The organism is Streptomyces sp. SID13726 (genome assembly GCF_010548375.1).
In the GTDB taxonomy this organism is placed as follows: domain Bacteria; phylum Actinomycetota; class Actinomycetes; order Streptomycetales; family Streptomycetaceae; genus Streptomyces.
In genome coordinates this window covers 1-408 of sequence record NZ_JAAGLY010000667.1, presented here as the reverse complement: position 1 = coordinate 408, position 408 = coordinate 1, and the positions used below count along the sequence as shown (strand labels likewise).

Sequence of the window (408 nt, the reverse complement as noted above, 5' to 3'; positions counted from 1 at the left end):
GGCGGCGTCGAGCGCCGCGCGCAGGGCAGCGCTCGTCTCCGGCGTGAGCGCCGCCGGGTCGACGCCGTCCGGCGGGAGCACGACGTCGGCGTGGAAGCCCTCGGTGTACGGGAGCCGGACGGCCCGCCACCCGTCCACCTCGGCGTACCGCCAGTCGTGCTCCTGGTGCATCGCCTCGGCATCGACGTCGGTCCCGTCCGCCAGGACGAACGGGCTCGGGCGGGTCGCCTGCTCCTCGAACGGCGACGACCAGCGCGCCGCGAGCAGCGCCGCGTTCTGGAGCGCGAGACGCGAGTCGGCGTCGGGCTCGACCGCGGACTCCTCGATCAGCCCGCCCGTGTGGTGCCGGACCCATCGGTCCAGCGGCTCCAGGCCCGCCTTCGAGCCGCGGCCGGTCTCGAGCACGCC

Annotated in this window: 1 protein-coding gene; it reads right to left on the bottom strand. The window is 76.5% G+C overall.

The window, feature by feature from the left end:
• Positions 1–408, bottom strand: a 408-nt coding sequence (locus G3I78_RS49680; RefSeq protein WP_275424950.1) for a serpin family protein, incomplete at both ends; no start/stop codon positions are given.